The sequence below is a fragment of the Paraburkholderia sp. FW306-02-B genome, from assembly GCF_058782725.1.
In genome coordinates, this window is record NZ_JBYSXZ010000001.1 from 2,532,870 (window position 1) to 2,559,319 (window position 26,450).

Consider the following 26,450-nt stretch of genomic DNA (forward strand, 5'->3'; position numbering starts at 1 on the left):
ACCGTCTGGACTCTTCAATGAAAAAGAATGTCATCGCCACCGCGGCGCTTACCGCCCTCGCCTCGTTGGCCGCCGCGCCCGCCTTCGCTCAAAGCAGCGTGAGGCTGTACGGCGTGCTCGACGAAGGCATCGACTACACAAACAATGCCGGGCGTGGCGCGGTCTGGGAGATGGCGAGCGGCTATGTGTATCGATCGTTTTTGGAACAACACTGCTTCGGATTCCGACGATACGATTAGTTCAACCCAAGGAAGGACTGATATGGCTGTTCAATTACCGCCGAAGACGGGCTATGAAAAATGGCAGGATGGGGTCAACACGGCACTCGAGGACACCAGATGGAACGCGTGGGATTGTGAAATCCAGATGGCGGTCAATGAATACAATCGGCACCTTGCGGGAACCGCCGGATATGTTGAAGAAACTGAATCCAACGGCCAACGCTTTGCGGCCTGGACAAATCCTGAAATACCAGAAGGCGTCGGTTCTCCATGTCATTACGGGCTGGCGACCGCTATCCACGACTTCAATTGCGCTGCGTTACAACTCAATGCAGCGAGACCCAAATTATGCGAGGAAACTGGACTATGCATTAAGTTTGATTCGCAACGGAAAAACCTCCCTATGCACACAATAAAGCTGATCACTTTGAGTCTCGCACTCTCTTTGCCGTCGCTGACCTACGCTGCTCCTCAAGGTGCCGTTCAAACCGAAAAAGATCTGTATGAAGGATGTAGCGCCTACTCACAAGCCGGCATGCGAGATTGCCTTGCCAAAAAAGCAGCTGAAAGTCAGGCAGTTTTGAAACAAGCCGAAGAGACGGTAGGCATCTCACTGACTAAATGGGATGAAGACAATAAGTACGTTAGTTTGGCAAAAGCAGGATTGATTGCATCAAACAAAGCATTTCCCAAGTACCGCGAGGCTCAGTGTGAATTTTCAGCTTCGTTAAGTGGCGGTGGAGCTGGCAATGCGCATGAGATGGGCCGACTAGCTTGTGTGACGGAACTCAACAGCCGACGTGCCGAACAGCTACGCAATGTCGTTGCCAACCTACCGTTGAAATAGTACGTGTACACGATGGAAACGTATGACGCTTCTACGGGCAGCGTGAAGCCGAAAATTCACTCCGTAGGCTTGATGGCGGACTACAACCTGTCCAAACGAACCGATATCTACGTGCAGGGCGAATATCAGAAGGTCGCGGGCGACTCGACCCACTCAATTCTCGACAAGGCGTTCATTCCGGGCGTACAGGTGCCATCGTCGACGGGCAATCAGTTCGCGGTGCGGGTTGCACTGCGCCACAAGTTCCAGGCGTTAATGACATGGCGCCGGCGTTCAATTTTGCAGCCTGTTCACGTGTCGAATGGTTCGCCGGCGGCGCTACCGCCCTCACTCCTCCACCACCGCCTTCAGTTTCAGCAACGCGTGATCCCACTGCACGGCGATCGCGTCGAGCGCGCGCCGCGCTTCTTCGAGGTGCGCCGGCTCGAACGCCCACAAGCGTTCACGGCCGACCTTGACGTCGCGCACCAGGCCCGCATTGGCCAGCACCTGCAAATGCTGGGTCACGGATTGCCGCGTGATCGCCGTTCCAGCGGTCAGTTGCGCGATCGACATCGCACTGCCCGCGCACAAGACGGCGATCAGGCGCAGCCGCGTCTCGTCGCCGAGCGCCGCGAAAATCTGCGCGGAACTGCGCAACGCCGCCGTCTTCAAACGTGCGTGGCTGACCGCCGGTTTAGCCCTTGTCGACATGCTTTTCGATGTTGAGCAACTGATGCTCCCACCCGCCGCTATTCATCCGGAATGCCTCCTGACGGCGCGCCACAGGAATCTGATCGAAGCCCGATTCGACCACCTTCAGCAAGGTGCCGGAGTCGCGCTCCGTTAGCTCGAATACGACCAGCGTCATGGGCTCCGGCGAATAGTCGACCGACATATCGACCGCGTGCGGATGCCAGCGCCACGACAGATGGTGCTCCGGCTCGATCCGCTCGATCACCACGTCCATGACGACATGTTCGTAGCCCGGATAGGTGATGTGGCCCTGCACGGACTGGCCGGCGACAAAACGCTTGCCGGTGAAATCCACGCCGAACCAGTTGCCGAATTCCTCGGCGTTCGACAACGCGCGCCAGACCCGCGCGCGCGGCGCCTTCAGCAGAATCTGCTTTTCGATGCGATCCGTCGATGTGTCCGATGATGAGTTCATATGCAGCCTCCTGGCTGCATATTAGACACGCCGGCGGCAACATGCAAGTGTTCGACTGCGTATTTTTCAAAGCTGCACTGCGGCCTCACCCCGCCGAGGTTTTCTTCACAAACGCGCTCACCACAGCTTCCAGTTCACGCGTGATGGAGGTCATCACACCGGCCACCACCGCGAACTCGCGGCCGGTCACATTCGCGCGGCTCGCCACGATCTGGCCATTGAACGACACGATATGCGCTTCCTTCGCAATCGCCTTGATCCGGTCGATCAGATCCTGCTGGCCTTTTTTCTGCGCTCGCGCAATCCGCCGGCTTTCCTGCTCATAGACGGCGGTCACACCATGCAGATGTGTCAGCAACGGATCGACCGTTTCGATCAACGCCCTCAACGCCTCATCCGCGCGTGGTGAAGAACGCTCGATCGCCTCGAGCGCCATCGACGCCAGCGCGATAAAGTCCGCGATCTTCTTCGCGACATTGTCGCTGCCATGAAATGCGTCACGGAGCGCCGGCGAGAAAAGTCCGGGCAACCTGTCGCGGCCGTGCACGAGCGCCGCGTGGCTGTCCGCAAACGTACCCAATGTATCGCGTGCAATTGTGAGCGCGCCGTCGAACTGCTGGAACGCCAGCATCGCCTTCAACACGATGCGCTGGGAAAGCATGCGTTGACGCCCTGCCATGTTGATCAACGAGCTCAATACCTCGCTCGCGACGTCCGCTTCGGACGACGGTATTTGAACCCGTTCTCTCGTGATGCTCATATTTGTTCTTATGATTCGATTAGCCCCGGTGCGGTGCCCGGCATCCGCGCTGTGCGACCTGTGAAGGCAGTCGCACAGCACAGATGTTCAAGGTTGCCTTACTCCGTTGCGTGCGCGTGAATCACGCTGGTCTGCATCGACCACGCCATCCACGGACGGCGCAACACGACGATCGAAAGAAACGCACAAGCGGCCAGCGCGCCGAAGGTCGCAAAGCCCATCTGATAGCTGCCCGTGCTTTCCTTCGCGATACCCATCACGACCGGCAGATAGAAGCCGCCTATGCCGCCCGCGGCGCCCACGATGCCCGACATCAGCCCGGTGCGCCCGGCCCAGCGATGCGGCACGAGCTGGAACGTCGCGCCGTTGCCGAGACCGAACGCCACGTACAGCAACAGCAGCAACGCAATCCCGCCGGTCAGCGACGGCATCGCCGCGGCGAACACGAAGTCGGCCAGCGAAATGACTGCAAGCAGGAACGTCAGCGCGCGCACGCCGGACACCTTATCCGCAATCAGCCCGCCGAGCGGCCGCACGATCGCGCCGGTCGCGGCAAGCAGCGCCATGAACAAACCTGCGTCGATCTTCGACAGCTGATACAGGTTGGTCAACAGCAGCGTCACGTACGACGACATGCCGACAAAACCACCAAACGTGATGCTGTACACCAGCATGATGACCCATGTATCGCGCTCGGCCAGCACCGTGCGATAACGGTGCGGCAGCACCGCGATCGCCAGCAGCGCGCCGATCACCGGCAACAGCAGCACACCGGTCTTGCCGGAGCCGAACATGCCCGCTTCGACCAGCAGCACCAGCACGATCAAACCGGCAAACGTCACCGCGAAACTGCCGAACGCGCGCAGCACGCTGCCCGACTTCACGCCTGAATCGTTAGCCCAGAAGTACAGCGTGATGGCCGCGATCGCGAGCAACGGCAGTGCGCCGCCGGTCGCCACCTGCCAGCCAAAATGGGTTGCCAGCTGCGGGAACAGGAAGCCGTCCAGCACCGCGCCGATGTTGCCGGCCGCGGCCAGACCCAGCACCAGGCCCTGCACTTTCGGCGGATAGTTGCTGCCGGCCATCGGCAGCGCTACCGCGAAGCTCGCACCGCCCACGCCGAGAAACACCCCAAGCACCAGCAGCAATGTGTACGACGGCACCGACGGCAACAGCGGCAGCACGATCGTCGGCACCGCCGACAGCAGCACGCCCATCAGCGCGATGCGCTTGCCATGCGCCGATTGATACAGGTTACCGAGCGTCACGCGCAGAATCGCCGCCGACAGCACCGGCACCGCGACCAGCAAGCCCTGTTGTGCGGGCGTCATCGTAATGCTCTTGCTGATGAACGGCGCGAGCGGCCCGTACAGCACCCAGACGGTGAAGCCGGTGTCGAAATAGAGGAAACACGCCACTAGCGCGCGCCAGTCCCCGCTTTTCAGGGAGCTCAACAAGTTTTTCATTAGACATCCTCACATATGCTGATTGTTCGCGGACCTGGCACACTGCGCTGGCGCACTGCGCACCGGAATGGTCGCGATGTTGAACACCGGTCTGGTCATGCAACGTTCATGCCATCCGAAACCGTCTGCTGATACCTTCCTGCCTACTTTTTTGAAACCTGAAACCGTGCTCTTTTACGGCGCGCTGAAACGTCGATAAACATCAGTAAACGTCACGTACGTAGCGCTTTTCCTGCGCGAGGCGGCTCACATACTCGAGCGCTTTTTCCTCGCTCATGCCGCCGTGCCGGGCGACCACCTCCTTGAGCGTCGCGTCGACATCTCTCGCCATCCGGCCTGCGTCGCCGCATACATAGAAATGCGCACCGTCTTCGAGCCATGACCAGAGTTGCGCGCCCTGCTCGCGCATGCGGTCCTGCACGTAGATCTTTTCCGTCTGATCGCGTGAGAACGCGACATCGAGCCGGGTCAACACGCCGCTGTCACGCAGCGCTTCGAGTTCGTCGCGATAGTAGAAATCGGTCGCGGCATGTTGCTCGCCGAAGAACAACCAGTTGCGCCCCTTATCGCCGCGTGCACGCCGCTCGTGCAGAAAGCCGCGAAACGGTGCAACGCCGGTGCCGGGACCGACCATGATCGTCGGCGTGTCCGAACCGCGGGGTGGGCGAAAGTGTGCGGACTTCTGCACGAACACCGGCACGTTCACGTCGCCCGCGCGGTCGGCGAGAAAGGTCGACGAGACGCCCTTGCGATTGCGGCGGCCGTTGCTATAGCGAACCGCGGCAACCGTCAGATGGACTTCGCCCGGATGCGCCTTCGGGCTCGATGCGATCGAATACAGGCGCGGCTGCAGGCGCTTGAGCATGCCGGTCAATTCGGACGCCGTCAGGTCCACCGGAAATTCATGCAGCACATCGGCGAGCTGTTGTCCCCACAGCCATTGCTTGAGGTCGGCTTTGCGCTCAGGCGCCAGCAGATCGCGCAGCGCGCCGTTGCGGCTGCGCGACGCGATGAATGCGAGTGCGTCAGGGTTCGGACGGGCGATTTCGTAGTGCTTGCCGAGTGCATCGGCGAGGCGCATTTCACCGGCACCGGACACGTTCACGGCGGCGTCGGCGCTCAGACCGCTCAGGCTGATCAATTCATCGACCAATTCGGGGCAATTGCTTGGCCATACGCCCAATGCATCGCCGACTTCGTATTCGAGACCCGAGTCGCCGGTGTTCAGCGAGAAGTAGCGGGTATCCTTCACGGCGCCCTGCTTGTTCAATTTCAGGTTCTTCACCAGACGCGACGCGGCCGGTCGCGTTTTAGTCGGCACGACGCCCGGCACCACGGCATTGATCATGCCGTCTCGCGGTACCGCATACAGCGCGGCATCTTCTTCCTTGATGCGGACGATGATCCGTTCGAGCCACGCGTCGGCGATCTCCTGGTACTCGCTATCGCAGTCGGTGCAATCGAGAAGACGCAGCGCGCCTTGAGCCATAAGGCGTTCATCCAGGCGGCGGCCATGGCCGCAAAACTGGTCGTAGTTGCGATCGCCAAGCCCCAGCACGGCGTAGTGCACGCCGTCGAGACGAGGCGCGGCGTCGCTCGCCAATTGCGTCCAGAAGCTTTGCGCGTTATCCGGCGGATCGCCGTCGCCGTAGGTGCTCGTCATCAGCAGCACGTATTGCGCTTTGGCGAGCGCCGAGGCCGGGTAGTCCTCCATGCACGATGTGCGGATCTCGAAGCCCGATTCCATCAGGCGGGTGGCGTAACGTTCGGTGAGCGATTCGGTATTGCCGGTTTGCGAGGCCCACAACAATGTCACCTTGGGCCGCACACGCACGATGCGCACCGCGGACGAATACACCTCGTCTGTCTGCGGCGCAGGCGCGCCGCGCGACGCCGCGTTCAGTCCGCTGCGGCTATACAGCCCGCCGAGCAAACCGTCCACATAGAGGCGCGTCGCAGCATTAAACGGTGCGCTGGGCGGCAGGATCGGCACGCTATCGAGGCCCTGTGCTTCAGCCGAGCGCAGCCCGCCGACAAAACCGGCGAGATAGGCATGTTCGGCCTCGTTGAACGACGGCGCCGGTGTCTGCGGAATCTGCAGCAAACTGGTGAGTGCATTGATACGGGGCATGTCCGGCTCCTCGGCGCTCGCAGGCGTTGCATTTGCCGATGCGCGAGAAGCATCGGCGAGCGTCTCGTCGTGGGTGTCGAATGTCGTCGGCGCGATCGTGTCGAGCGCAACCGGGCTCAGCGCGACCGCGCAGAACTTGAGTTCAGGTTGCTGCGAGACCGGATCGATTGCATCGCTCGTCACGGCGTTGATGCACAGGTCGTCGCCGAATACGTCATTCCAGTGCATCGGCGCGAAGCAGTTGCCGGCGCTCACCCGTTCGGTGACGACCGCGGGCAACACCGCACGGCCGCGGCGCGAGCGAATCTCGACCGGGTCTTTGGGCTTGATGCCGAGCGTGGCGGCGTCTTCGGGATGAATCTCGACGAACGGCCCCGGGTTCAGCTTGTTGAGCATCGCGACCTTGCCGGTCTTGGTCATCGTGTGCCATTGATGCTGCAAGCGGCCGGTGTTCAACACGATCGGAAATTCCCGATCGGGCAATTCGGCGGGGGCCGCATAAGCACGTGCGAAAAACACCGCCTTGCCGCTTGCGGTCGGAAACACGAACCGCGGACGGCTGCCGTCGGGCCGTTCCTTCAGCGTTTGACTGACGCCGTCGTTGAGATAGCGAACCGGGTTGCGCTCGCCCGAGTCTTCCGACGCAAGCGGCCATTGCAGCGGCGTTTCCTTCAGACGGCGATGGCTCGCACCGCGCAGGTCGTAGCCGGTTTTCGGATTCGACGCGCGAGTGATTTCCGCGAACACCTGTTCGGCGCTCGTGTAGCTGAACGCGTCGGCGAAACCCATTTCGCAGGCGATGCGCGCGATGATCTGCCAATCCGGCAACGCGGCGCCCGGTGGCTCGATGCCCTTCTGCATCAGCGTCAGATTGCGCTCCGAGTTGATCATCACGCCTTCGGCTTCGGCCCACAGCGCGCCGGGCAACAGCACATCGGCGTAACGGTTGGTCTCGGTGTCGAGGAACGCGTCCTGGGCGATCACCAGTTCCGCGGCCCGCAAACCGGCGATTGCGTTACTACGGTTCGCGACGCTCGCCACCGGATTGGTGCAGATGATCCAGCACGCCTTGATCTCGCCCGCGGCCATGCGCGCGAACATATCGATCGTGCCGTTGCCGGTCTCGCGCTTCAGTGTGCCCTTCGGAATACCCCACAGGTCCTCGATGAACGCGCGGTCTTCTTCGACGAGCACCGAACGCTGGCCCGGTAAGCCCGGACCCATGTAGCCCATTTCGCGGCCGCCCATTGCATTCGGCTGGCCCGTTAGCGAGAACGGTCCGCTGCCGCGACGGCAAATCCTGGCCGTAGCCAGATGCAGGTTGCAGATCGCGTTCGTATGCCACGTGCCGTGCGTGCTTTGATTGAGGCCCATGGTCCAGCAGCTCATCCATTCGGGCGCGGTGCCGATCCATTGCGCGGCTTTATGGATGTCCTCGACGGCGAGACCCGTGATCCCGGAGACCTTCTCCGGTGTGTAGTCGGCGAGGAACGCGGGCATCTCGTCCCAGCCTTCGGTGGCCTCGGCGATAAATTCGGCATCCGTATGACCGTTCTGATGCAGCAGATGCAGCAAGCCGTTGAGCAACGCGAGGTCGGTGCCCGGCTTGATCTGCATGAACAGGTCGGCCTTGTCGGCGGTCGTGTTGCGGCGCGGATCGACGACGATCAGTTTGGCGCCCGCCTTCACGCGATCCATCATTCGCAGGAACAGAATCGGATGACAGTCGGCCATATTCGCGCCGATCACGAAAAACAGATCGGCGTGGTCGATGTCTTCATACGATCCCGGCGGGCCGTCCGCGCCGAGCGAAAGCTTGTAGCCGCTGCCCGCGCTCGCCATGCACAGCCGCGAATTCGATTCGATGTTGTTGGTGCCGACAAAACCCTTCGCGAGCTTGTTGACGAGATACTGCGCCTCGATCGACATCTGACCGGACACATAGAACGACAGCGCGTCCGGCCCGTGTTCGTCGAGCAGACCGCGCAAGCGCGCCGCCGTGCTGCTGATCGCCTGCGCCATCGGCAGCGGAGCCGGGTCCTGGTCGCGTGCGTGGCGCACGAACGCGCCTTCCAGACGTCCCGACTTGCGCAACGCGACGTGTGCCGACTGGCCCTTCGTGCACAGCCGTCCGAGGTTGGCCGGATGCTCCTTGTCACCGGAAATCTTGACGACCTGGCCGTCCTCGACGTGCAACACCATTCCGCAGCCAACGCCGCAGTAAGGGCACACGGTTTTTACGCTATTGCTCGCCATGTCGCGTGAGATCGTTCGAAGAAAAGGGAATAGTCAGCGGAATAATCAGCGGCTCAGACCGCGACCCACACCTGGCCGTCTTCCACCCGCGCAGCAAACGCGCTGACGGCATATTCCGGTGTTTCAAGACACTCGCCGGTGCGCAGATCGAAGTGATGCTTGTAGATCGGCGAGGCGACCACGAGGCGCTCGCCAAGGCTGCCGATCAGCCCGCGAGAGAGCACGGCGGCTTGCGAACCCGGATCGAAGTTTTCGATCGCGAACACGCTGTTGTTCGTGGCGCCGTCGCTCACATGAAATACCGCCACCTGTTCGCCGTTGACGAGCGCGCAAACGCCCGTGTTGGGAACGATGTCGTCGAGCGGGCAAATCGGCGTCCAGGTGCGCGGCAGGCGGTCGTTGTTCATCGCGGAAGTCCTCGGTAAATGGCGAAAAATGAATCAGACGGTCTCGACAACGACGGCAATCGCCGCCAGCTTCGATTGCCGCTCAACAGGCGTCGCGGGCCGGATCTGGCCGCGCTCCTCGACGAACGTAACGGTGCTGTCGGCCTGATCGCTATTGACGAAGTGACGGAAGCGCTTGCGCGTTTCAGGATCGGTGACGGCCTTTTTCCACTCGTCTTCGTAGGTGTCGACCACGTGCTGCATTTCGACTTCGAGTTCCGCCGCGACACCGAGGCGATCGTTGACGACCACGTCGATCAGATACGCGAGGCCGCCTTCGAGGTTGTCGCGCCACACGCTGGTGCGTTGCAGTCGGTCGGCGGTGCGCACGTAGAACATCAGAAAGCGGTCGATGTAGCGCACCAGCGTCTCTTTATCGAGGTCCGACGCGAGCAGTTCGGCGTGGCGCGGTTTCATGCCGCCGTTGCCGCATACGTAGAGATTCCAGCCCTTCTCGGTGGCAATGATGCCGACGTCCTTACCCTGCGCTTCCGCGCATTCGCGGGTGCAACCCGACACGCCGAACTTGATCTTGTGCGGTGTGCGCAGGCCCTTGTAGCGGTTCTCGATCTCGACCGCGAGGCCCACCGAATCGCCGACGCCATAGCGGCACCACGTCGAACCGACGCAGGACTTCACAGTGCGCAGCGACTTGCCGTACGCATGGCCCGATTCGAAACCGGCGGCGATCAGTTCTTCCCAGATGAACGGCAGTTGCTCGACGCGCGCACCGAACATGTCGACCCGCTGACCGCCGGTGATCTTGGTGTAGAGCCCGTATTTCTTCGCGACCTGGCCGACTGCGATCAGGCCGTCGGGCGTGACTTCGCCACCCGGCATGCGTGGCACGACCGAATAGGTGCCGTCGCGCTGGATGTTGGCGAGGTAGTAATCGTTGGTGTCCTGCAGCGACGCGTGCTCCTTCTTCAGCACAAATTCGTTCCAGCACGACGCGAGGACGCTCGCCACCGCCGGTTTGCAGATATCGCAGCCAAGACCGTGGCCGTGTTTCGCCAGCAATTCGCCGAAGCTGCGCACGCCCTCGACACGCACGATGTGATACAGCTCCTGGCGCGAATACGGGAAGTGCTCGCACAGATGATTGTTGACGGCGAGACCCTGCTTCTTCATCTCGGCTTTCATCACCTGGGTGACGAGCGGCACGCAGCCGCCGCACGACGTGCCTGCCCTGGTCGCGCATTTGAGCGCGCCGATGTCGGTCGCGCCCGAACACACCGCCGCGCACAGGTCGCCCTTCGAGACGTTGTTGCACGAGCAGATCTGCGCGCCTGCCGGGAGTGCCTCGACGCCGAGCGCCGGTTTCGCCTGACCATCCGATTGCGGCAGGATCAGGAATTCAGGCGCTTCCGGCAACTCGATGCGGTTCAGCATCATCTGCAGCAGGCTGCCGTACTCGCTCGCGTCGCCGACCATCACGCCGCCGAGCAGATACTTGCCGCATTCGGACACCACCAGCTTCTTGTAGACCTGCTTGCGCTCGTCGCTGAACTGATATGCGCGGCTGCCCGGCGTGTTGCCGTGCGCATCGCCGATGCTCGCGACGTCCACGCCCATCAGCTTGAGCTTGGTGCTCATGTCGGCGCCGGCAAATTCTGCCGAGTCGCCGAGCAGTTGCTTCGCCACCGCGCGCGCCATTTCATAACCCGGCGCAACGAGGCCGAACAGTTGACCGTTCCACAGCGCGCACTCGCCGATCGCATAGATGTGCGGGTCGCTCGTGCGGCACGCGTTGTCGATCACGATGCCGCCGCGCGCGCCGAGCGTCAGCCCGCTCGCGCGCGCGAGATCGTCGCGTGGACGAATGCCGGCGGAGAACACGATCATGTCGGTGTCGAGATGGCTGCCGTCGGCGAACTGCATGCGGTGCGTGCCATCCTCGCCGTCGACGATCGCCGTGGTGTTCTTCTGCGTGTGGACCGTCACGCCAAGCTCTTCGATCTTGCTGCGCAGCACGCGGCCGCCGCCGTCGTCGACCTGCACTGCCATCAGGCGCGGCGCGAATTCGACCACGTGGGTTTGCAGGCCCATGTCGCGTAGCGCCTTCGCGCATTCGAGGCCGAGCAGACCGCCGCCGACCACCGTGCCCGTCTTCGAGCGCGCGCCGCATTCCTGCATCGCTTCGAGGTCGTCGATGGTGCGGTAGACAAAGCAGTCGGCGCGTTCGCGGCCCTGCACCGGCGGCACGAACGGATACGAGCCGGTGGCGAACACCAGCTTGTCGTACGGCAGCGTCTCGCCGGTCGACACCGTCACGCTACGCGCGTCGCGGTCGATCGCGACCGCCTTCGCATTCAGCTTGAGCAACACGTTCTGGCGTTCGAAGAAACCCGGCTCGACCAGCGAGAGATCGTCCGCCGACTTGCCCGCGAAGAATTCGGACAGATGCACGCGGTCGTACGCAGGCCGCGATTCTTCGCACAGCACGGTGATATCGAGGCCATGCGCGGCGTCTTGCGCCAGGCATTCGACCAGTTTGTGGCCGACCATCCCGTGACCGATAACGATGATTTTCATGACCGCCGTTTCCTCAATGTGCTGGGCTTGAATCGCTGCCGGTTGGCTGGTGCGCGAAAGCGATTCCGAAAATAAAAAACGGCGTCCCGCGAACCCAGTCGATGACTGAATTCGGGGGACGCCGTTGTCCAAACCTGTGATGCAGCGAGCACTGTGTTGTTGCACTCGCGCCGGATCCACGTTGATCCGATGGCAAGGCTTAACGCAAAGGCCGTGCCAATTGCGAGAAATGCCTGCTGCAAGGCCGCGGCGCGGGAGTTTGTGGCGAATGGCACGCGCGTGCGGCGAACGCGGCACGCGACGCGTTTTGATGCAGCCAGGCACTCGGGTGGTGCGACGCAGCACTGCGCACGTGCGAGGGGCAAGCACGCGAACGGTGCGTTTCCGGTGCATTTCCCGGCCTGCCGGCGAAGCGTGGCAAGGGTTGGGCGTGCATTGCCGCGTGATGGCGTAGTACTTGCATGAGTGTGTGCCGAGCCTTCCGGCAACGCAGCCGCGAGTGCATAAAACCCGCATGAAACCCGAGCGAAGCACAGCGCAGTGTTTCGCTCCGCTTAAAGATAGTGAGCAGCAAACGGACAACGGCGTCCCCTCGTGACCATCACGAGCGGACGCCGTTTTTTATTTGGCGCTGACAATAAGTACGACTACGTCGACCCACACAGAAGCTAAGGACATCGCGATGAAGACAACCACAGGCAAGGTCACCTTATTGAGCGCCGGCCCGGGCGAGCTCGACCTGCTCACGCTCAAAGCCGCCAAAGCGCTGGCAGCCGCCGACGTCGTGCTGCTCGACGACCTCGCCAATCCCGAGATCGTCTCGCTGGCGCCGCAGGCGCGTGTGATTCGCGTCGGCAAGCGCGGCGGTTGCCGTTCGACGCCGCAAGCGTTCATCGAACGCCTGATGCAGCGCTATGCGCTCAAGGGCTTGCATGTCGTGCGCGTCAAAGGTGGCGAAGCGCTGCTGTTCGGCCGCGCCGGCGAAGAACTCGCGGCACTGCGCGGCGCGCGGATTCCGGTGGAGATCGTCAACGGGATCTCCTCGGGTTTCGCGGCGGCGGCGAGCCTCGGCATTTCGCTGACGCATCGCCGCCATTGCCACGGCGTGAGCTTCGTCACCGCGCACACCGAAGATCACGGCGAACCGGATTGGGCCGCGCTGGCCGCGACCCGCACCACGCTGGCGATCTATATGGGGATGCGGCGCATCGAGAGTCTCGCCGCGGCGTTGCTGGCGAGTCTGCCTGCCGATACGCCGGCCGCCGTCGTCCAATGGGCGGGCGCAGTGAACGAGCGACGTTTGCTGACCCGCCTGGATAGACTCGCCGCCGAAGCCGCGAGCGCGGGGTTCGGCAGTCCTGCGGTGATTCTGGTGGGGCGCGCGGTCGGCGAGAGCGTCGAGCGCGGGACTGAGTGGAGCAATGAATCGAGCAACGAGTCGGTGGATGTGGTCAACGGCCAGGCTGCGGGCGAAGCGATTGCGCAAGCCGCATGAACCTCCACATGAAGCACGGACACACGTAAGCCCGTCGGTCAACGAATCGGCCAACTCATCGGCCCAAACCTAGTCGCCGAACCCCAGCTCGGCTTCGACGTCTTGCCCGACGCGCAGCCATGCCCCTGCTCCACGCGCGACGATCGCATTGTTGCCGAACGTCAACGCCCCGCCGCGTTGCGCATTCGCGCGGTAGACGCTCATCGTGTCGGTCGGTTCGTTCGGCCAGTCGGGGTCGGGCGCGCCTTTGGTCTGATCGATGGTCGGCATCGGACAGCGCGAGCACAGTTTGACCAGACGCAATTGCACTGCCTCCGCTTCGCCTCCGACACTCAGGCTTACCACATAGTCCTCTTCGTACGGATCGAGCCCCGTCAACACGACGTTGGGCCGGAACCGGTCGATCGGAATCGACGGCGCGCCCTTGCGGTTCAGGCGGGTATTCAGATCGTCGAGCGAGGCCTGGCCGATCACCAGCAACGGAAAGCCGTCGGCGAAATGCGTGGTTGCGCCGATCTCGCCGGTGTATTCCGGATCGACGACCCGCTCGCGCCGCGGATCGAAGCGCAACAGCCGCGCCGGCACGCCGAGAAACGTCGAAAACCATGCGGCGCTGGGCTCGCCGGTGTCGAGCCCGTGGGCCGCGTCATTCCAGACGGTGGTTTGCACCGGTTGCGGCGCGGCGAGTCCGGCCGCGTCGAGCGGTGTGCACAGTTCGTTCATGCCCGGCGCGCCGATCACCAACTCATGCCCGGCGAGCGCGACCTTGATCAACGCCATGCGCGGATACGCACGCTGCGTGAGCATCGCGCCGCTCGGGTCGGTCACCATCCAGCTTCGATCGTATTCGAAGCCGGTGGCGAGCAGGCGCGCTTTGTTCAGCGCAATGCCGGCGCACGATTTGATCGGGTAGACGTAAAGCTCGCTGATAGTAGGCATGGTGTGGGAGCCGGCGATATTTTTTGTCGTAGGGATCGATTGTAAAGGCTCTGCGCGGCGAGAGCCGGTCACGCGAAAAATGGACGTAAAATCCACAAGCGTAGCGCTCGGGCAAGAAAAACAACAACGGCGCCGGGCGTACTCCGGTGCGCCACTGGATAGAACTTGTAGAAGCATCCCTACCATAAACGAGACAGGAAATTCATTATGCTGAGCAAACCCGTGTTGACCGTTGCCGAAACCACCCGAATCCTCGAAGCCGCCCGTGCGGAGGCCGAGAAGAACCAGTGGGCCGTCGCTATCGTGGTGGTCGACGACGGCGGCCATCCGCTCGGGCTGCTGCGTCTGGACGGCAGCGCCCCGGCCAGCGCCTACATCGCGACGGAAAAAGCCCGCACTTCGGCGCTTGGCCGCCGCGAAACCAAGGTATATGAAGACATGATCAACAACGGCCGCACCGCATTCCTGAGCGCGCCGTTGCAAGGCACGCTGGAAGGCGGCGTGCCGGTGATCGTCGACGGCCAGGTGGTCGGCGCGGTGGGCGTGTCGGGCGTCAAGTCGGATCAGGACGCGCAGATCGCCCGCGCGGGGATTCAAAGCATCGCCGCCTGATTTATTTCGCGGCAACAATAGAAGAAGCTAAACAGAAGCACAACGCGGGCCGATGCCCCCACATCGGCCCCATTCAGATGGAGCAGTCGATGACTCAGATGAACCCGCGCGGTGGACTGCAAGTCGCCGCCAACCTCGACCAGTTCGTCGAAACGGAAGCCCTGCCCGGCACCGGTATCGACAGCGCTGCATTCTGGTCAGGTTTCGACGCCCTCGTGCACGAGCTGGCGCCCAAAAACCGTGCGTTGCTGGCCGAGCGCGACCGTCTGCAAACGGAACTCGATAACTGGCATCGCGCCAATCCGGGGCCAGTGCGCGATCCGCGTGCGTATCGCGCCTTTCTCGAAGGCATCGGCTATATCGTGCCGGTACCGGCGAGCGTCAAAGCCACGACCGACCACGTGGACACCGAAATCGCCGAACAGGCCGGCCCGCAACTCGTGGTGCCGCTGTCCAACCAGCGCTACGCGCTGAACGCCGCGAACGCGCGCTGGGGCAGCCTGTACGACGCGCTGTACGGCACCGATGCGATCCCCGAGACCAACGGCGCCGAACAGCAGAAGGCCTTCAACCCGGTGCGCGGCGCCGCGGTGATCGCTTATGCGCGCACGTTTCTCGATCAGGCCGCCCCGCTCGCGAACGGCTCGCATGCCGATGCAACGCGTTATAGCGTCGAAGGCGGCAAACTGGTCGTCGCGTTGAAGAGCGGCACGGCCGAACTGAAAACGCCGGCACAGTTTATCGGCTATCAGGGCGAAGCCGGCGCGCCGTCCGCTGTGCTGCTCAAGCACAACGGCCTGCACGTCGACATCCAGATCGACGCGAACGATTCGATCGGCAAGACCGATTCGGCACATGTGAAGGACGTGCTGGTCGAAGCGGCGGTGAGCACGATCATCGACTGCGAAGACTCGGTGGCCGCCGTCGATGCCGACGACAAGGTCCAGCTCTATCGCAACTGGCTCGGCCTGATGAACGGCGATCTGACCGAAGCGGTCACGAAGAACGGCAAGACCTTCACGCGCCGTCTGAATGCGGATCGTGAATATAAAACCGCGGAAGGTTCATCGTCGCTGACACTGCATGGCCGCTCGCTGCTGTTCATCCGCAACGTCGGTCATTTGATGACGAATCCGGCCGTGCTGACCCAGGACGGCAAAGAGATTCCGGAAGGCATTCTCGATGCGGTGATCACCGCGCTGTGCTCACTGCACGACCGTCGGCACAAGCTGAACTCGCGCACCGGCTCGATCTATATCGTGAAGCCGAAAATGCATGGCCCGGCTGAAGTCGCGTTCGCGAGCGAACTGTTCGCACGCGTCGAAGACCTGCTGAAGCTGCCGCGCAACACGATCAAGATGGGCATCATGGACGAGGAGCGCCGCACCAGCGTCAACCTGCTCGCCTGTATCGCCGAAGCGTCGGCGCGCGTTGCGTTCATCAACACGGGGTTCCTCGACCGCACCGGCGACGAAATGCACACGGCGATGGAAGCCGGTCCGATGATGCGCAAGGGCGACATGAAGTCGAGCGCATGGATTACCGCATACGAGCGCAGCAACGTGCTGGTCGGTTTGAGCGCGGGCCTGCGGGGCTGCTCGCAGATCGGCAAGGGTATGTGGGCGATGCCGGACCTGATGCACGCGATGCTCGAACAGAAGATCGCCCATCCGAAGGCCGGCGCGAACACCGCATGGGTGCCCTCGCCGACCGCCGCGACGCTGCACGCGCTGCACTATCACCAGGTCGACGTGCAAGCGGTCCAGCAGGAACTGGAACGCACGGACTATTCGACCGTGCGCGACGAACTGCTCGACGGCCTGCTGACGATTCCGGTGGTCGAAACCGCGAAGTGGAGCGATGCCGAGATCCGCAGCGAACTCGAGAACAACGTGCAAGGCATTCTCGGCTACGTGGTGCGCTGGATCGATCAGGGCGTGGGCTGCTCGAAGGTGCCGGACATTCACAACGTCGGCCTGATGGAAGACCGTGCCACGCTGCGCATTTCCAGCCAGCACATCGCCAACTGGCTGCATCACGGCGTGGTGACGCGCGAGCTGATCGAAGCAACCTTCAAGCGGATGGCGAAGGTGGTCGACGGGCAGAACGCGGGCGATCCTCACTACACGCCGATGGCGCCGAACTTCGACTCGCTGGCGTTCAAGGCCGCGCAGGCGCTGGTGTTCGAAGGGCGCGCGCAGCCGAGCGGCTACACGGAACCGTTGCTGCACAAGTTCCGGCTGGAAGTGAAGAAGGGCTAAAGGGTGTTTTAGCCGCCGCCCGAGCGATGCTCGAGCCCGGGGCTGAAAAGAAAGGCGGGCGCCGCGTGGTTTGCGGCGCCCGTTTTTAATGTGCGCGTTGCTGCCGCACGTCGCTGCTACGTGGATCGGTTGCGGCGCGAGCGCTTGAGCCTCTCAAGCCGCTCAATCCTGTTAAGCCGCTTCAGCCGTGTACTGAGCCGGCAGATTGGCCTGCAGATACGTTTGCAAATACGCTTCGAACTCCGCCTTCACTTCCGGATGACGCAGCGCGAATTCCACCGTCGCCTTCAGATAGCCGAGCTTGCTGCCGCAATCGAAGCGCGTGCCGAAGTAGCGATACGCGAGCACCTGCTCTTCCGTCAGCAGCGATTGCACCGCGTCGGTCAATTGAAATTCGCCGCCCGCGCCCGGCTTCAGCGCCCGGATATGCTTGAAGATGGTCGGCATCAGCACATAGCGGCCCACCACGCCGAGGTTCGACGGCGCCTGGTCCGGCGCCGGCTTCTCGACGATGCCCGACAGCTTGATCACGTTGTCTTCCCACTCCTTGCCATCCACGACACCGTACGAACGGCTGTCTTCGCGCGCGATGGTTTCGACGCCGATGACCGAGCTGTGATAGTGGTTGAACGTGTCGACCAACTGGCTCATCACCGGCTTCGTGCTGTGCAGCAAGTCGTCGGCGAGAATCACGGCGAACGGGCTGTCGCCCACCAGTTTCTCGGCGCACAGCACCGCATGGCCGAGGCCGAGCGCTTCGGCCTGACGCACATAGAAGCAGTCGACGTTAGCCGGCTTGATGCTGCGCACGAGATCGAGCAGTTTCTGTTTGTTGCGCGCCTCGAGTTCGGCTTCGATTTCATAGGACTTGTCGAAATGATCTTCGATGGCGCGCTTGCTGCGGCCCGTCACGAAGATCATCTCGGTGATGCCGGCGGCAATCGCTTCTTCCACCGCGTATTGAATCAGCGGCTTGTCGACGATCGGCAGCATTTCCTTCGGGCTTGCCTTGGTGGCCGGCAGAAATCGTGTTCCGAGGCCCGCCACGGGAAACACGGCTTTGGTGACTTTCAGCATGGTTGGCATTCCCACATCGGTTAGAAATTAGTGTGTTCGCGGGCCTGTCGGCCACTCGCTGTCGCCGAAAAGGCTAACAAAAAAATTATTCCAATTCACGCGTGAAATATTCTCGATTCGAATAAATAAATCAATTCGCTACCGATATGCCGAATCGAGTTAAACATCAGGAAATAATTACGCATCGAAATCGAGTTCTGGCGCGAATGCCGAAAATTTTACGCATCCGCGGTCCGGCGGCCGGCGATCCGGCCCGGACCGGGTGAACCGGGTCCGGGCGCGAATCGAGGTGACCACGCCGGTGCCGCTTACTCGTTTTCTTCGAGTTGCGGCAGCTTGCCCGGGTTGATGCGAAAACGACGGATCGGCTCGTTGCGCAGTGCCTCGCGGTACGCGGAGGCGGCAACGAGAATCAGCAGCACGGCAATGCCGGCGAGTAAATGCAGGTTCATGACTTCACCTCTGGTCAGAGAATCCGTGTCTTAAATTAGCACAACAAAATCGGCAAATAATTCGTCGTTGCACATCGTTAAGCGCAGTTACTATTCGTCACAAAACCGCCATTTAATTAGAACCGGTGGGCAATTTTTTTATCGATTTTTTTGCATCCGCCGTGCACTACGATGTGATGCACCGCAGGCGCGCATGGCGCGCCCGGGAATAAGCTTTTTCCTCCGTCAGAATAAGGACCGCGCATGAGCGACTCAGCACTGGATGCCGCCGGCTCATCCCTGCCCCTCTCCCCGCCGCGCCCCGCGGCACCGCCGCGTGCCCAGAGCGAAGCACGCGCGGACAGCGCCGGTAAGGAACATGTCATCGACGCCATGCGGGGCTTCGCCGCGCTGCTGGTCGCGTATTTCCATTGCCGCCAGGTCGAATGGGTCGGCATGCAGACCTTCCATCAAAGCGTCGGCCATGCGCTGAATCTGAACGCGATTGCCGCGTACCTGACGTTCCCGATCGCGTGGGGCTCGGCCGGCGTGCCGATTTTCTTCGTGATCAGCGGCTACTGCATTCATCGCAGCGCCGCGCTGCGTCTGGCAAAAAATCCCGATTACCGCCTCGACACCGGCAATTTCTGGGTGCGCCGCTTCGCGCGCATTTATCCGGTGCTGCTCGCGGCGCTGGTGCTGACCTTCGCGCTCGACTGGATCAGCCTGCAGCTGCCGCCGGTCAACCACAAGATTCGCGAGATCGGCTTGCACGCGTTCCTGGTCAATCTGTTTTCGCTGCAAGGCGTGGCTGGCAAGACCTACGGATCGAACGGCGCGCTCTGGACGCTCTCCCTCGAAGTACAGTTCTACGTGATCTATCCGCTGCTGTTCGCGCTGCGCCGGCGCCTGGGCATGACCTCCGTGCTGGCGATCGTCGCCGTGATCAACGTGGTGTCCGCCTATGTGCTCGAACGCCACGATATCCAGTTCTTCCCGTCCTACTGGTTTTCGTGGACGCTCGGCGCATGGATCGCCGACGCGAAGGCCCGCACCGCGCCGGATGCGCGCTCGCCGGTCTGGCTCTACGGGCTCGCCGCGGCGTTCATCGTGCTCGGCTGCGTGGCGTTCCGTTATGGCCAATACGGCGCGTTCCAGCTCTGGGCGCTCGGCTTCGCGTTCTATCTGTACAAGGCGCTGGAACGCCCTCATGCCGGCAAGGCCGACTCGGCCGGATTGCGCCTGCTGTCGCGCTTCGGCGATTTCAGCTTCTCGCTGTACCTGATCCATCTGCCGATCTTCGTGCTGCTGTCGTCGCTGCTATACCGCTCGTCGCTGCAAATGTCGATCTGGCCGTCGTTCGGCTACATGCTGGTGGCCGTGCCGGTCGCCTATGTGTTCTACCGGCTGGTCGAATTGCCGGCGATGAAGTGGTCGGCGAGTTTCAAGCCTAAAGCCGCGTTGAAACGGACCTGACAGCAGTGCGATAAAAAGCGCGGTAAAAAAACGGAGCGAAGGTCGTCAGGACTTTCGCTCCGCTGCGCTAACGACAGGAGCCGGCCAGCCCCTGCCTACCCCTGCGTAATCCAATCTGCCTCAGCTGCCTGAGCCGTCTTAGCGCCCCGCCACGCGTTTCAGAATCCGCTCGACGCCTTCCACATAGGTGCCGGTACCAAACCGGCTCAGCGCCGTCTGATAGCCGTTGTTGACCAGCTTGTTACGCAGTTCGTCGTTCGAGCGCAGTTCGGCCAGCGTATCGGCCAGACCGTGCGCGTCGCCCGGCGTGCACAGCACGCCGTTCTCGCCGTCGTCGATGATCTCCAGCACGCCGCCCGCACGGGCCGCCACCACCGGCCGCTGCGCCAGCATCCCTTCGACGATCACGCGGCCGAACGGCTCCGGCGTAATCGACGTATGGACGACCGCGTCGACCGCGCACATGCACGCGGGAATGTCGTGCTGGAAGCCGAGGAAATGCACCCGGTCGCCCAGGTTGTGCGCGGCGACGAAGGCATGCAATTCGATCTCGTAAGCGTCTTCGCCGAACAGCGGCGCACCGACCAGCACCGCATGCATCTGCGGATTCAGCACCATCGCTTCGAGCAGCACGTGCTGCCCTTTCCAGCGCGCGAGGCGGCTGAACGAGCCGACCAGAAACGCCTCCTGCGGCAAGTTCAGGCGCCGGCGCAGCGCCGCTTGCGGGACCGTGCGCAAAGCGTCGAACGGCGTCGCGGAAATGCCGTTGAACACCACGTCGATCCGCTTTTCGTCGAAGCGCGTCAGATCCGCGAACGCGCGCGCCGACGCCGCCGAATTGGCGATCACGTGCGTGAGGCCGAGGCGCGCGCACCACTTGATGATCGCCAGTTGCTTGCCGCCGAAATGCTCGGGGCTGACGATATCGCGCAGATGCCACACCACCGGCCGCCGCGCGAGCTTGCCGGCGATCGCGCCGATCACCATCGCGCGTTGCGTGTTGGCGTAGATCACCTCGGCGTCGCGCGCGCGTTTCGCGGTCGCGCGCACGAGCGATATCAGGCCCTTGAGCGCCTGCCCCTTCGGCAATGAACCGCCTTGCTTGCGAACATGGCGTAACGCGCCCGCGTCCAGCACGTTGACGGTCACGCCGGCTTTGGCCAGCGCGGTGCGGAACGGGCCATCGTCGAACAGCACGACTTCGATGCGCTCACGCAATGCCTTGACGATTTCCAGCAAAGACAACTCGGCGCCGCCGAGCACGCCGCTCTGGTCGACCGCCAGGATGCGCGGCGCATTGGCGGCCGGCTCCGCCTTATACGGAACATAGGGCGGCAACGTCGCCGAGCGCAGCGCCGGCACCGCGGCCCGCACATGCGCGAAGAAACGTTCACGGAAATTCGCGGCCGAAAACTGCTCGGCATTGGCCCGGCAATCCTGCGGCGAAAAACGCTTGACGTGGTGATCGAAACTCTCGACCGTGGCGATGATCGACTCCGCGCTCTGTTCGTCGAAGAACATGCCCGTGGGCCGCGTTTCGGACAGATCGCGCACGGTTTCGAGCGCCCCGCCCTTGCCGTAGGCAATCACCGGCGTGCCGCAGGCCTGCGCTTCGACCACCGAGATGCCGAAGTCTTCTTCGGCGGCGAACACGAAGGCCTTTGCGCGGCTCATCCGGTCCTTCAGCACCTTGAACGGCTGATAGCCCATGATCTCCACATTCGGCGCCGCCTTCGCGCGGATCTTCTGCATATCGGGACCGTCGCCGATCACCACCAGCTTGCGCTCCGGCATTCGCGCGAAGGCTTCGACGATCAGATCGATCTTCTTGTACGGCACCATCCGCGAGGCGGTCAGATAGAAATCGTCCTTTTCCGTGCAGAGCGAAAAGGCCTCGACGTCGACCGGCGGAAAGATCACCTGTGCATCACGCTGATAAACCTTCTTGATGCGCCGCGCGATGAAGTCGGAGTTCGCAACAAAGCCGTCCACCGAGTTCGACGTGCGGATATCCCAGTTGCGGATGTAGTGAAGAATCAGCCGCGCCATCGCCGATTTCGGACCGGCGGTCAGCTTCGACTGCTGCAGGTATTGGTGCTGCAAATCCCATGCATAGCGGATCGGCGAATGCACGTAGCTGATATGCACCTGGTCGGGGCCGGTGAGAATCCCTTTGGCAACCGCGTGGCTGCTCGAAATCACCACGTCGTACGCCGATACGTCGAGCTGCTCGATCGCGAGCGGCATCAACGGCAGATAGGTGCGGTACCTGGTGCGCGCGAGCGGCAGCTTCTGGATGAACGAGGTCGTGACCGGCTTGCCGCGCAGGAAGCTGCGGTCGTCGAGAAAATCGACGAGGCTGAACAGGTCCGCGTCCGGAAAGCACGCGACGATCTGCTCGAGCACCTTCTCGGCGCCCGCATAGGTGACGAGCCAGTCATGCACGATCGCGACGCGCACCGCTTTGCCGGAGGCGCGCAGCGCGCGGCGCGGCGGCGCCTGAACGCCGGGGACGGTCGTGAGTTCAGCCAGAGCGCTGCGCGTCGTGGGTTGCAGCACGGCTTCTTCAAGGACTTCGTTATTCATGCGCTTTTCCTCGGATTCAGTCGTAACAGCAGTGAGCGCGCAAGATCGCGCAAGGCGGGCGTCATCGTGATGGACCAGGCGAGATTCGCGCCCACCATCAATACACCGGCGACGATCGCCAAAGCGAGACTCGGCAGGAAACTGGCGAGCCACAGGCTAGCCAGCAGGAAAGCGAGATGCGCGAGCATGTCGAGCGCGATCTGCCGGGCGCGAATTGCCGACAGGCGCAGCAGCACCGCGTAGTCGAAGAGCGCCCGGCCGGCCACGGCCATCGCCGCGCCGGTCAGACCGAAATGGGCGATACCCAGCCACAATGCCCCTGCAAACAAGGGCAATTCGAACAAACCGACACGCGCGGCGGTGGCCGGATTGACCTGCGACTGGATCAGAATCCGCGTGACGTTCGCCTGACCGACGAGCCACACGGCGACGATCATGATCCGGCCCACCGGAGCCGCCACCGTGGCGATTTCATTGCCGACCCACAGATGCAGGAACGGCTCCAGCACCAGCATCGCCACGAGCGCAACCGGCGTGAACACGCCATTGAGAAATTCGAGCGACTGCTGCGTGATGGTGTCGGCATCGGCACGGCCGACCGCCGAAAGCCGCGGAAACAGCGTGCGCACCAGCGCGGTCGGCACGATGTTCAAACGTGTGACGAGGTTCTGCGGCACCGTGTAATACGTGACGAAACGCGCGCCGAGACTCGTGCCGAGCATCACGCGGTCGAGCGATTCCGCGATCATGTTGGTGACGCTCGCAATCAGCATCCAGCCGCCGAAGTTGAACAGCCCCTTGGCCACGCCGAGCTGCGGCGGAAGAATGTTGCGAATCTCCAGCACCTTCAGCGCGGAACGGCCCAGCAGGATCGCCGCCAGAATCCGCGCGAACACCGCGGCGGCCAGCACGTTCTGCAAGGTCGCGCCCAGCCACAACGCGGCGCCGAGCGGCAGCAACTGGAACAGGAACGTGCCGATCGTCTGATTGGTGTTGTAGACGCCGAAGCGCTCAGCGCCGTTGATCGCGCCCGCGAACACCCATGACACATTGGCAATCGGGATCGCCACCGCGAGCCACGGCAGCGCCATATAGACCTCGTGCTGCAACGCCGGCGACACCTTGGTGAAATACGCGGTGTACAGAAACGCGCCGAAATAGATGATCAAACCGCCGATCACACCGGTCGCGAGGTTCAGCCACGTCGCGCTCCAGAACACGCGGGCGCTCTCGTCCTTGTCGCCCGATGCGCGCGCCTTCGATATGTGATTCTGCGCGGCCATGCTCATGCCGAGATCGAGAATCCCGAAGTAGCCGATCAAGGTCCACACGAGACTGATCACGCCGTAGCGCTCGACGCCGAGCAACTTGATATACGACGGCACGGTCACGAGCGATACGAAGGTCGGCAGAACCAGCCCGAAGAAATTGATCGCTACGTTCTTGAGAATGCCTTTGTCCATCGGATGCCCTGGGTTTGACTACGGTTGCCTGGTATTGCCTGGTATGGCGAAAAAAGCCGTCGCGATGCGCGCTTCATCAAGGTTTCCAGCGATACATCATCACTTTGCCACGCGCGTCTTCTTCGATGAACACGAGGTACTCGCCATTGCCGCGCTTCGCGGCGCTGATGCCGTTAGGCACGTCGACCCAGCCCGACGCGCTGCCCACTTCCGGGCCCGGCCGGATCACGCCGACCTCCTTGCCGCTGTCCTTGTCCCACACATGCACCGCGCCGACCGGCTCGACGCCGAAGATGTACTGCCCTTCGACAGTGAGGCCGATGATCGTCGCGATGGGTTTGCCCGTCTGCCACGGCAGCGTGATCGAATAGCGCTGCACCGGTGTGCCGCTCGACCATTTGTCGTAGCGCACCAGCACGCGGCCCACTTCTTTCCAGAAGCCGCGATCGAACGGCGTGTCGGGCGTATAGCCGGTCACGTACATCGTGTCGGTCTCCGGCTCGTAAATCGCGCGGTGCAGTTCGGTGAACGGCTGCGGCACCGGGTACTGCGTCATGTTCGAGTACGCGTAGAGCGGATTACCCTTTGCGTCGAGGCCGCCGAAACGGAAGCGGTAAATGCCCTTGTTATCGCGCGTGCGCCAGATGTCGCCGGCACTATCGACCCACCAGCCCCAGCCGCCCGCGAGCTTCGCACCGCTGGTGTTGAGCGTGAATTCGTCCGTGTTGAACTTGCCGTCGCCGTTCGCGTCACGCCAGATCCAGTCGCCGCCCGGCGGCGCATTCGGCACCCTGGCGACCGCGCGTTCACGCCCGGCGATGAAGCCCGAAGGAATCGCCGTTTCGCCGTCATGCTGCGGATCGAAGCGATAGATCTTCAGGTGGTCCGCATACATGTCCGTCAGGTACAGGAACGTGCGGCCCTTGAGCTTGCGGGCGATCGGCAAGCCGGGATATTGATCGACGTGAAAGACGGGGTCGTCGGGGTACTTGAAGCGGTTCGACAGAAAGCCCGCGTATTTCCACTCCTGTCCGGCGGGCTTCGAGAGATCGAGTTCGAAGCGCTTGTTGCCGGTGTAGACGCTGTCGGGCCGCGACGGGTCGATCCACGCGCCGTCGACGAACAGCAGCCCTTGCACTTGCCAGTTCTGCCTGCCGTCTGGCGTATAGCTTTCGAGCGTCGCGCCGAGGCCCGCGCCGATCGGCTCGTAGCGCGGACCGATGCCGTTGGTCGACACGTAGACGTTGCCGCGCGCATCCACGCCCACGCCGGTCAGGCCGTTAAAGCGCAGCGGTCCGGGCTTGCCGGCGACGCCGCTGAAAATGCCGCCGCGCTCGCCGAGCGTGCCCGACTCCGCATAACGGCCATTGCTCTTGCTGAAGAACAGCACCTGCTGACGCGGGCCGTTATCGGCGATCAATACGCGCCCTTGCGCGTCGACGGCGATATCGACGGCGACCGTGTCGGCGGGCAGCGCGAATGTCTCGTCGATGCGCTTGCCGGCGCTCGTGTAATGCTCGACGTGCGGCGCTTTATCGTTGCGCGTGCCGCTCAGCACCCACAGCGTGCCGTCAGGCGCGAGTGCGATACGACCCGGCTCGTGGACGCTCCAGGTGGTTTTCTGCTGCATCGATTCGGCGTCGTAAACCTCGATGCGATCGCGCGCGGTGTTGGCCGCGTATAGCGTGGTGTCGCTCGCCGCGAGGCCGCCGATTTCGGCGCTGGTGCCGGTCGGCACCTCGTTCATCATCAGAAAGCCGGCGGCGAGTTGCGCATGCGGGTCGGCATTTTTTGCGGCCGGCTGGAACGGTGCGGCGTGCTTCGGGTCGGCGATCTGGCGACGCGAAATGCCGAACCATTGCTTGCCCTTCTCCGGCCACACGCCCTGCTCGACCAGATGTCCCTTCTCGTTGCCGACCGCGATCGCAACGAATGCATAGCGGCGGTTCACCGCGATCGCGCTGCCGCCGCCGTTGCCCCAGCCATGCGTGCCGCCCGCGAAGCCGAGCATCTTGCCGTTCTGGTAGACGCTGGCTTCGGCGCCGCTTTCGTCCCATGGCGCGTTCGTATAGACCTTGCCGTCCGGCGCGACCGCGATCGCGGTGATGTTGATCTGCGTCCACGTGCCGTCGCCGAAACCGAAGGTGTTACCGATCCATGAAGTCTTCGCGTTCAACACGGTTTCCGCGGATACCGTGAAGCTGATCGATGCCGCCGTCATGCCGGCCGCACAGGCGAGCATGGCGATCGAAGTCTTGAACGTGAAACGGGACAAAGTATTTCCTCCAATCAGGGCCG

The 26,450-nt window shown here is 62.6% G+C and carries 18 protein-coding genes and 2 pseudogenes; 7 read left to right on the forward strand and 13 right to left on the reverse strand.

Annotated elements, in window-relative coordinates:
• Nucleotides 1–17 precede the first annotated feature (17 nt).
• From AC3WOG_RS11190 to AC3WOG_RS11200, 3 genes and pseudogenes are all read left to right on the forward strand, one after another.
• Nucleotides 18–197: pseudogene (locus tag AC3WOG_RS11190) on the forward strand (porin); the annotation flags it as partial.
• Nucleotides 198–261: 64 nt separating this feature from the next.
• Nucleotides 262–1,068, forward strand: coding sequence for a lysozyme inhibitor LprI family protein (locus AC3WOG_RS11195; RefSeq protein WP_492578057.1), 807 nt, complete (start codon nucleotides 262–264; stop codon nucleotides 1,066–1,068).
• A pseudogene (locus AC3WOG_RS11200) lies at nucleotides 1,069–1,314 on the forward strand (porin); the annotation flags it as partial.
• Nucleotides 1,315–1,395: 81 nt separating this feature from the next.
• Here the strand turns inward: AC3WOG_RS11200 and AC3WOG_RS11205 are convergent.
• From AC3WOG_RS11205 to nirB, 7 genes are all read right to left on the reverse strand, one after another.
• On the reverse strand, nucleotides 1,396–1,761 hold the full coding sequence (locus tag AC3WOG_RS11205) for an ArsR/SmtB family transcription factor (protein WP_492578058.1): 366 nt from the start codon (nucleotides 1,759–1,761) through the stop codon (nucleotides 1,396–1,398).
• Nucleotides 1,745–2,218 carry an SRPBCC family protein gene (locus tag AC3WOG_RS11210; protein ID WP_492578059.1) on the reverse strand — a complete coding sequence of 158 codons (474 nt, stop codon included), beginning with the start codon at nucleotides 2,216–2,218 and terminating at the stop codon, nucleotides 1,745–1,747. The genes AC3WOG_RS11205 and AC3WOG_RS11210 overlap by 17 nt, the downstream gene beginning before the upstream one ends.
• An 85-nt stretch (nucleotides 2,219–2,303) precedes the next feature.
• Entirely contained in the window at nucleotides 2,304–2,978 is a 675-nt protein-coding gene (locus AC3WOG_RS11215; RefSeq protein ID WP_492578061.1) for a type IV pili methyl-accepting chemotaxis transducer N-terminal domain-containing protein, read from the reverse strand.
• 98 nt (nucleotides 2,979–3,076) lie between these two features.
• On the reverse strand, nucleotides 3,077–4,444 hold the full coding sequence (locus AC3WOG_RS11220; protein ID WP_492578062.1) for an MFS transporter: 1,368 nt from the start codon (nucleotides 4,442–4,444) through the stop codon (nucleotides 3,077–3,079).
• Nucleotides 4,445–4,646: 202 nt separating this feature from the next.
• Complete coding sequence (locus tag AC3WOG_RS11225; protein WP_492578063.1) at nucleotides 4,647–8,831, reverse strand: bifunctional nitrate reductase/sulfite reductase flavoprotein subunit alpha; 4,185 nt, start codon at nucleotides 8,829–8,831, stop codon at nucleotides 4,647–4,649.
• A 53-nt stretch (nucleotides 8,832–8,884) separates the two neighbouring features.
• Nucleotides 8,885–9,238: a nitrite reductase small subunit NirD gene (nirD, locus tag AC3WOG_RS11230; RefSeq protein ID WP_492578064.1), complete on the reverse strand. Its 354-nt coding sequence runs from the start codon at nucleotides 9,236–9,238 to the stop codon at nucleotides 8,885–8,887.
• A 33-nt stretch (nucleotides 9,239–9,271) separates the two neighbouring features.
• Nucleotides 9,272–11,812, reverse strand: coding sequence for a nitrite reductase large subunit NirB (gene nirB / locus AC3WOG_RS11235; protein WP_492578065.1), 2,541 nt, complete (start codon nucleotides 11,810–11,812; stop codon nucleotides 9,272–9,274).
• Between the two features lie 682 nt (nucleotides 11,813–12,494).
• On the opposite strand from nirB, the gene cobA reads away from it, so the two are divergent.
• Nucleotides 12,495–13,307: a uroporphyrinogen-III C-methyltransferase gene (gene cobA, locus AC3WOG_RS11240; RefSeq protein ID WP_492578066.1), complete on the forward strand. Its 813-nt coding sequence runs from the start codon at nucleotides 12,495–12,497 to the stop codon at nucleotides 13,305–13,307.
• A gap of 69 nt (nucleotides 13,308–13,376) precedes the next feature.
• Here cobA and AC3WOG_RS11245 read toward each other — a convergent pair whose 3' ends face one another.
• Nucleotides 13,377–14,246 carry an MOSC domain-containing protein gene (locus AC3WOG_RS11245; protein WP_492578067.1) on the reverse strand — a complete coding sequence of 290 codons (870 nt, stop codon included), beginning with the start codon at nucleotides 14,244–14,246 and terminating at the stop codon, nucleotides 13,377–13,379.
• 207 nt (nucleotides 14,247–14,453) lie between these two features.
• Between AC3WOG_RS11245 and AC3WOG_RS11250 the strand changes: the two genes are divergently transcribed.
• On the forward strand, nucleotides 14,454–14,858 hold the full coding sequence (locus AC3WOG_RS11250; RefSeq protein WP_492578068.1) for a heme-binding protein: 405 nt from the start codon (nucleotides 14,454–14,456) through the stop codon (nucleotides 14,856–14,858).
• Nucleotides 14,859–14,947: 89 nt separating this feature from the next.
• The gene (locus AC3WOG_RS11255) at nucleotides 14,948–17,119 is read left to right on the forward strand and encodes a malate synthase G (protein ID WP_492578069.1); all 2,172 of its coding nucleotides are present in this window, start codon (nucleotides 14,948–14,950) and stop codon (nucleotides 17,117–17,119) included.
• Between the two features lie 171 nt (nucleotides 17,120–17,290).
• On the opposite strand, the gene galU is transcribed toward AC3WOG_RS11255, so the two are convergent.
• Together galU and AC3WOG_RS11265 are read right to left on the reverse strand one after the other, a co-directional pair.
• On the reverse strand, nucleotides 17,291–18,196 hold the full coding sequence (gene galU, locus AC3WOG_RS11260) for a UTP--glucose-1-phosphate uridylyltransferase GalU (protein ID WP_492578070.1): 906 nt from the start codon (nucleotides 18,194–18,196) through the stop codon (nucleotides 17,291–17,293).
• Nucleotides 18,197–18,504: 308 nt separating this feature from the next.
• Nucleotides 18,505–18,648, reverse strand: a complete 144-nt coding sequence (locus AC3WOG_RS11265; protein WP_165848068.1) for a hypothetical protein — start codon at nucleotides 18,646–18,648, stop codon at nucleotides 18,505–18,507.
• A gap of 243 nt (nucleotides 18,649–18,891) precedes the next feature.
• Here AC3WOG_RS11265 and AC3WOG_RS11270 point away from each other — a divergent pair, with 243 nt between their 5' ends.
• A complete protein-coding gene (locus AC3WOG_RS11270) occupies nucleotides 18,892–20,103 on the forward strand; it encodes an acyltransferase family protein (protein WP_492578072.1) in 1,212 nt (403 codons plus the stop codon).
• A gap of 138 nt (nucleotides 20,104–20,241) precedes the next feature.
• Here AC3WOG_RS11270 and AC3WOG_RS11275 read toward each other — a convergent pair whose 3' ends face one another.
• From AC3WOG_RS11275 to AC3WOG_RS11285, 3 genes are all read right to left on the reverse strand, one after another.
• Nucleotides 20,242–22,689: a glycosyltransferase family 4 protein gene (locus AC3WOG_RS11275; protein ID WP_492578074.1), complete on the reverse strand. Its 2,448-nt coding sequence runs from the start codon at nucleotides 22,687–22,689 to the stop codon at nucleotides 20,242–20,244.
• Nucleotides 22,686–24,152, reverse strand: a complete 1,467-nt coding sequence (locus AC3WOG_RS11280) for a flippase (RefSeq protein WP_492578076.1) — start codon at nucleotides 24,150–24,152, stop codon at nucleotides 22,686–22,688. The genes AC3WOG_RS11275 and AC3WOG_RS11280 overlap by 4 nt, the downstream gene beginning before the upstream one ends.
• A 76-nt stretch (nucleotides 24,153–24,228) precedes the next feature.
• Nucleotides 24,229–26,427, reverse strand: coding sequence for an NHL repeat-containing protein (locus AC3WOG_RS11285; RefSeq protein WP_492578078.1), 2,199 nt, complete (start codon nucleotides 26,425–26,427; stop codon nucleotides 24,229–24,231).
• Nucleotides 26,428–26,450 lie beyond the last annotated feature (23 nt).